This is a genomic window from Vibrio sp. 10N.247.311.12 (assembly GCF_041467515.1).
GTDB classification, from domain to species: Bacteria; Pseudomonadota; Gammaproteobacteria; order Enterobacterales; family Vibrionaceae; genus Vibrio; species Vibrio crassostreae_C.
Genome location: NZ_JBFSUV010000062.1, coordinates 23,055 through 30,141 on the forward strand (window position 1 = coordinate 23,055; position 7,087 = coordinate 30,141).

6 protein-coding genes are annotated in these 7,087 nt (G+C 46.7%); all 6 read left to right on the top strand.

Translation table 11 applies throughout. The features are described from left to right. The first annotated feature begins 111 nt into the window (after positions 1 to 111). Positions 112 to 1,449, top strand: coding sequence for an MATE family efflux transporter (locus tag AB6E30_RS20835; protein WP_136977843.1), 1,338 nt, complete (start codon positions 112 to 114; stop codon positions 1,447 to 1,449). Between the two features lie 234 nt (positions 1,450 to 1,683). After that, positions 1,684 to 2,442, top strand: coding sequence for an ATP-binding cassette domain-containing protein (locus tag AB6E30_RS20840; RefSeq protein ID WP_372105091.1), 759 nt, complete (start codon positions 1,684 to 1,686; stop codon positions 2,440 to 2,442). Then, positions 2,439 to 3,290 (top strand): ABC transporter ATP-binding protein, encoded by an 852-nt coding sequence (locus AB6E30_RS20845; protein ID WP_372105093.1) that lies wholly within the window; start codon positions 2,439 to 2,441, stop codon positions 3,288 to 3,290. The genes AB6E30_RS20840 and AB6E30_RS20845 overlap by 4 nt, the downstream gene beginning before the upstream one ends. A gap of 48 nt (positions 3,291 to 3,338) precedes the next feature. Next, positions 3,339 to 4,868: an ABC transporter substrate-binding protein gene (locus tag AB6E30_RS20850; protein WP_372105095.1), complete on the top strand. Its 1,530-nt coding sequence runs from the start codon at positions 3,339 to 3,341 to the stop codon at positions 4,866 to 4,868. Positions 4,869 to 4,872: 4 nt separating this feature from the next. Next, positions 4,873 to 6,609, top strand: a complete 1,737-nt coding sequence (locus AB6E30_RS20855; protein ID WP_372105097.1) for an ABC transporter permease subunit — start codon at positions 4,873 to 4,875, stop codon at positions 6,607 to 6,609. A gap of 113 nt (positions 6,610 to 6,722) precedes the next feature. Next, positions 6,723 to 6,980 (top strand): hypothetical protein, encoded by a 258-nt coding sequence (locus AB6E30_RS20860; protein WP_372074827.1) that lies wholly within the window; start codon positions 6,723 to 6,725, stop codon positions 6,978 to 6,980. Positions 6,981 to 7,087 lie beyond the last annotated feature (107 nt).

The window sequence follows — 7,087 nt, forward strand, 5'->3', positions numbered from 1 at the left end:
GATAAAGATGCTTTGTTGATAATCTACTCTAAGTAAATGATGACAACGTACGGATTAAACGATAGCATTTCGTTCTAATTGCAAATAGTTCTTAATATCACTCGATAGAATATGACCATTACCCACAAAGATTATCTGAAAATCGCTTTCCCTTTCATCATCTCAACGGTGACACAACCTCTGTTAGGTGCTGTGGATACCGCTGTTATTGGCCAACTTGGTATTGCTGAATTGATTGGTGGCGTAGCGATCGGCACCATCATTATGAACACTATGTATTGGTTGTTTGGTTTTTTCCGTGTCAGTACCACGGGCCAAAGTGCGATGGCACTGGGTAAGGGAAACCGCACTGATTTGGCGGGTAGCTTGATGCGTCCGTTTGTGCTGTCTGGTTTAGTGGGTTTGATCTTTATCTTGATACAACCACTCATCTGGCAAGGCGCAATGTGGGTGATAGAGCCTGAAGCCAATGTAGCCGAGCACGCGCATATCTACTTCAGTATTTTGATTTATGGCGCGCCTTTCGTGTTGCTTAACTACACCATTATTGGTTGGTTAATGGGACAGGCGAAAGCCAAAGACGTTCTTTATACACAAGTGTTTGGTAATGTGTTGAACATTGTCTTGGATGCGGTGTTTGTACTTTATTTCGATTTGGGTGTCGCAGGTGTGGCTTACGCAAGTTTGATTGCACAAGTTACCACCTTTGCGATTGGTGTGACCTTGGTGATGAAGACCAGCAATATTTCGATCTCTGAGTTCTTGCAAGGCTCGAAGATGACCAAGAAAGACCTATCGACAATCATCTCTTCGAATACCGATCTATTGCTTCGCACCATTTGTATCTTGGTGTTCTTCAACATGATGGCGCGTACTGGCTCTAAACTGGGTACCGATGTTCTAGCGGCTAACGCGATCTTGATGCAGGTGACCTTCATTGTCAGCTATATGTTTGATGGTATTGCCAACGCATCGAGTGTGTTTGCAGGTAAGGCGGTAGGACAGAAGAACCTTTCAATGCTTGATCGTGTTTTAAGGCTTAACTTCCAATGGACGGCAGGTTTCATTGCCGCGCTGACGCTTTTAACTTTGATTTTTAAAGATATGATTGTTTTCTTGTTTACCGATATTCCAGCGCTGGTCACGCTGTACCAAGAGATGGCTCCGTGGTTAATTGTGTTCCCGCTGGTGGCAGGCTTTGGCTTAACGGTTTACGGCATTTTTACTGGAACGGGAACCACACGTCCGGTTAGAGACTCAAGCATCGCGACTTTGTTGGTATTTTTAGCGGTACAGGCATTCACCGTCGATATTTGGGGTAATCATGGTTTGTGGTTGGCGTTTACTCTGTTCTATCTTGGGCGTATTGCGTTCCTGTATCCGTTCATCGCACAAGTTAAGCAGAAGTGTTACCCAGTCGAAGATACCGCTCATGGTGCCATTAACTAAGTAACCTAATCACCACCTGTAATATTTTATGAAAGCGCTTTACTATTTTTACACGATAAATTTAGTGAGTGCTTTTTTGTATCGGTAAAAATCACCTCGAAGGGTCAACACGCCCTAATGAAAATTGGTCAATCAAACAGCAAATAAAGTGCGATGCAGTTCAATGTTCTCTTTTCATCATGTCGGCTAAATGATAGAGTTGTTATGTTATAACATCTATCTGTGAGTATCTGCGTGAACCCCCCACTTTTGTCTGTTGACCACCTAACGATCAAAACCTCTTCGAGAACCCTTTTCCAAGATATCCACTTCGATGTTTATCGAGGTGAGCTGTTGGCGATCATGGGACCGTCAGGCATTGGTAAGTCGATGCTTTCTCGCGCTATTGCCGGGTTTCTGCCAGAAACGGTCGAGGTTGAAGGTCATATTTCTCTGTCTGGTGAAGCGGTATGTGGTTTGCCTATGCTGCAAAGAACCGCAGCACAACGACCTGCGGTTATCTTCCAAGATGCCCTTCAAGCATTAAATCCTCTGGTTTCAATCGAAGGTCAACTTAGTTTGGCATTGACGGGGACTCGCACTAAGCCCAGATCACAAGACAAAATCAAACTCACCGAATTGCTAGTACAACTTGGTTTCCCTAATCCTGAAACTATTTTGCCGTTATACCCGAGCCAAATTTCGGGCGGGCAACGCCAACGTGTGTGTATTGCGATTGGCTTGTTGAGTAACGCCGACCTCATTATTGCCGATGAACCAACCAGTGCGTTAGATCCGGTGACAGAGCAAGAGATACTTAAGCTGATTCGAGACAATGTTAAACAGCGACAAATCGGTGGCTTGTTGATTACTCATGACCTGCACAGCGCATTAGCGTGTGACAAGTTGTTAGTCATCGATGATGGTGGAGTGGTGGCTTACGGCGCACCAAAACATGCGCTTGAATCAAGTTCTCACGCTTTCTGTTGTTCATTGAGAGACTTAATCGAATGAGCCCGACCTTATCACTAAACTCAGAAGCCTCGCCATTAATGCCAGTGACTGATTCAGAAACACAAACACCGATAGAGATTAAGTTCGACAATGTGAGTGTTCACTACTACTCCGTACCAAGTTGGTTGGGTGGTAAAGCGTTCAAAGCGCTACAGAACATAGACCTTAATGTTGAAGACAAAAGCCTAGCAATTGTTGGGCGTTCTGGTGCCGGTAAATCAACGTTAATTGAACTGCTATTTGGCCTTAAAGCGCCAACCGTTGGTCAAATAAACTTGTTCGGTTATTCGCTCCCAATTCGCGATAGCAAAGCGCAAGCAACGGTGTGTCGCTTGATTCAATTGGTGCCTCAAGAGCCCCACACTAGCCTCAACCCTTACTATACCGTTCGACAGATCTTAGCCGAACCTCTAAGTAACTTAGATGTTTCGGGTAATCATGAAGCCATCATTGAAGAGGCGCTTTCAGACGTTGGATTGCCTGCCAGTTTGCTCTTACTGAAACCTAATCAGCTTTCTACAGGTCAAGCTCAACGTGTGGCTATTGCTCGGGCTCTTGTCGTTAGACCCGCAGTGCTGGTGGCCGATGAACCTACTGCCAGCCTTGACCCAGTGAATCGCCAAAGGTTGTTGGACTTGGTTAATTCATTAAAAAAGAAGCGCGATATGCGCCTTATTTTGGTTACTCACGATTTAGGTGCCGCAAAAGCCCTTTGTGAAGAAATACTGGTACTCGACCATGGTGAAATGGTGGAGCACGGACCGACCGATCAAGTGATGAGTAAACCTGCTCATCCTGCGACTCAGATGCTGATCGAGTCTCAGCCTCTTTCGAAATCTACTTGTTAAACACAACCTTATTTATTAAAAAAATACAGCTACAGAGAAAAAATAATTATGCGTTTTAATTCAATCAAACTGGCTTGCACGCTTGCGTTGGCTCTGCCTTTGACGGGCTGTTTTGACTCTCAACCAGGGTCTAGCGATGCCGCAGTAAAATCTGAAATTCGAGTTGCGATGATGCAACCACCAAGAACGGGTTTATCGCCACTTTCTGATGACGCTTTTAAGTTATCTCGTTGGAGCACAGCAGAAACTCTGGTTAACCTGAGCCCAACCTCAGAAGCAGAACCTATGCTAGCAACGGATTGGAAACATCTTGATCCTCTGACTTGGCAGTTCACGATTCGCCAAGGCGTTAAATTCCATGACGGTTCGACATTAACGGCAAACTCTGTAGTGAACTCTCTACAAAAAGCGCTTGAAGCAGCACCTAAGCCGCGTATCCTAGATGGCGTAGAGCTAGAAGTGAAAGCGATGGACAACTACCGTGTAGAGATTAAAACCAGCTTTGATGACCCTCTTCTACCAAGCCGTTTATCAAGCCCTCAATTAGCGATCCTAGCAGCAAGTGCTTATCAAGAAGATGGTCGTGTTAGTCCAATTGGCGCAGGTACTGGCCCGTTTGAGCTGACTGAAATCAACGGCACAACCAGCGCGAAACTGAAACGTTTTGACGGCTACTGGGGCGAAAAAGCGCAAGTAGAATCTGTGATTGCAGAATACGTTCCTAACGGTTTTGCTCGTGCTGCAGCTCTAAGAACAGGCACGGCAGACATCGTTGAAGCAGTGCCCGTTTCACAAATCGCGACCATTGATCCGAACCTACTTTATGAAGTGGCGATGCCTCGTACCAATACGCTTTACCTAAACAACAAGTCAGGCGTATTCAGCGATATTAACTTGCGTAAGGTTGCGGCGGCTGCGGTGGACCGAGAGCAGATCGTGAATACCGTTTATGAGAACCACGCGGATATTGCACAAGGTCTATTAGGTCCTGCACTTGCTTGGGCTGAACCAATTCGACCTGAAGGTCAGGCAGTTGACAAAACGCTAAAAGCGAACGGCGAAAGCATTGTTATTGGTACCTTTACCGACCGTGCAGAGCTTCCAGAAGTGGCAGCGCTACTGAAGCAACAACTTGAAGCGGCTGGTTTCAAGGTTGAGCTGGATATTCGTGAATATGCTCAGATCGAGAACGATGCGCTATCTGGTAAGTTTGACGCGTTTATCCTTTCTCGTGCAACGGTTCTAGATTCGGGTGACCCAGTGGCTTACATGATGAGCGACTTTGGTTGTAAGGGTTCATTCAACCTTGGCCAGTTCTGTTCTCAAGAGGTAGATAAAGCACTGAATCACGCTGACCTACAACCGCTAGGTGCGCTGCGTCACCAAGCGATCATCGAAGCTGAACAAAAAATCCTTAACGATTTCGCGGCTATCCCGCTGCTTCACGAACGTGTGATTCAAGGTGAAAGTGAGCGTGTAAGCAATGTCGTTCGTGACCCAAGTGAACGTCGCTTGGTTGACCAAACTACACAGGTCAAAAAAGCGACACAAGTTAACCCGGCAACACAGGCTAACTAAATAAATGTTATCTGCTGAGACTCTGCGTCGAACTCTATTTATCTTGACGCCTTGGCTATCAAGAATCGCCTCACTGATTGTGGTGGTGATTCTTGTTGGTTTGATGCCTGACATTGCAGGCATCGATCCAAGCCAATCTATTCTGCGGGCTAGGGCGGGGCAACAACACCTGCTTACGCCTGAAGCTTTAGCGGCGGTACGCGCTGATCTTCAGCTTGACCGTTCAGCCATTGAGCGCCTGCTCGACTGGGTAGGAAGTGCTTTTTCAGGTGATCTAGGTGAATCATGGATTGATGGTTCTTCGGTTGCACTAGGTATTCAAAAAACAGCGTCTACATCTCTGTTTTTGATGTCTAGCGCACTGGTGATGACTTTCGTACTGTGTGGTGCAGGTTTACTGGCTACCTTGCGAAGTTGGAAGAAGGGCAAACTAGGGCAGAGTTACAGCAGTTTAAGCACCGTATTAATATCGTTGCCAGAGTACGTAGTGGCCTCGGTATTAATATTGGTGTTCTCTATCTGGTTAGGTTGGCTACCACCGTATGGTTGGCAAGGTTGGCAAGATATCTGGCTACCGAGTTTAGCGCTCGCACTGCCTGCAAGTGGCTTGTTTAGTCGTCTACTCAGAGACAGTTTACAACGCGTTCTCAATGAACCTTGGGTGATCACTTGGCTCAGTGCCAACGTTCATTCCAATCAAATTATTCGCTTTGCGCTGAAAAGAGCGCTGAGCAGTCTGATCCCGCAAATCGCGATGATCGTGATTGGCTTAACTGGTGGCGCAGTCGCGGTTGAGCTTATCTTCTCGATCCCTGGTATCGGGCGCATGATTCTTGGTGCAGCCAAGGCGCAAGACTTACCAACGCTGCAAGGCGGCTTATTGGTGTTGCTGCTATTTTCAATTGCCGTGAGCAGCATGAGCTTGTTTGTTCAGCAATTGATTCTTGGCCACAGCCTGAAAAGCGGCAAGCTCATCAGTAGCCACTCTTCGTTTCGTTTTACCCAGAACCGCGCAAAGCGTGTCACTGCTTTTGCGATCTTCTCGTTCCTAATTACTATCGTAGTTTGGGCAGCATTTCGTGACCCATATACCAGTCAATTTGCTCGCTTAGCGGATCCAAGTTGGCAAGCTCCATTGGGCGCAGATGGCATTGGTCGAGACCTACTGGCGAGAATTGGTTCTGGTATGATTGCGACCTTCCAAGCCGGCATATTGGCAACGTTCTTGAGCTTGGTGACGGGCATCATCATGGGTTTCAACACCCGCTTTAGCCAAGGCCTTATCGAGATCACTAAGGGTATCCCATACATCATTGCAGGCTTGCTTGTTGCAGGCTTAACGGGGATGAATCCGAACAGCGCATTAATCGCGATTGTATTGGTGTCGTGGGCGCCGCTAGCTGCACACTGCTCAAGCTTGATCGTAGAAGCCAAGGCTCAACCTTATACACACCTCGCGCCACTATGGGGCACCAGTAAGCTTAGAATCTTCCGTTTCTACTTGCTTCCGTATGTGTTGCCACCGTTGTTAAGACACGCGATGTTGAGGCTACCGGTTATCACTCTAAGTCTGACCTCGCTGAGCTTCATCGGATTAGGGGCAAAGCCACCAACACCTGAATGGGGTTTGATGATCGCAGAGAACCTTCCATACATTGAGCGCGCGCCATTGGCTGTGATGGGACCAATTATTGGACTGATTCTGTTGGGTGCTGCCATCAACATGATGTTTGACGACTAACGAATCAGGAAGGGGCTTAAGTTTTCGGTTGGCTATTTATGTTGTACCCTTAGGTCTGCTTTTAGAACTGCTCGAAAGTTAAACAGGCCCTAGTTAAGTGTAAAGGATTCAACATGTATCTCGTTTTGTATTGCCACAATATTGGTATGACCGACTTTTCTTTCTTTGATACGGAAGATTTCGATAAGGAAGATGGCTATATCGTGCGAGGCAAATGGCCGAACGAGAAAGCGTTCCGTGATTACTTAACCAAAGAGTTTGGTGACATGAACGAGTTCCAAGTGATCGACTTAATCGCCAAAGGCGCAGAAGCAGAACACTACTCGCCAGAAGAGTTGGTGCGCTTAGCTCAGCAATATCTAGCTCGGTAATACGTTTTAAATCGAATAAACAAATGGCAGCCTGATTGGGCTGCCATTTTTCGTTGTGCGCCGAGCATGGCGTTGATCTAGGAGGTGAAAGTCCTCTACGGGCTCAG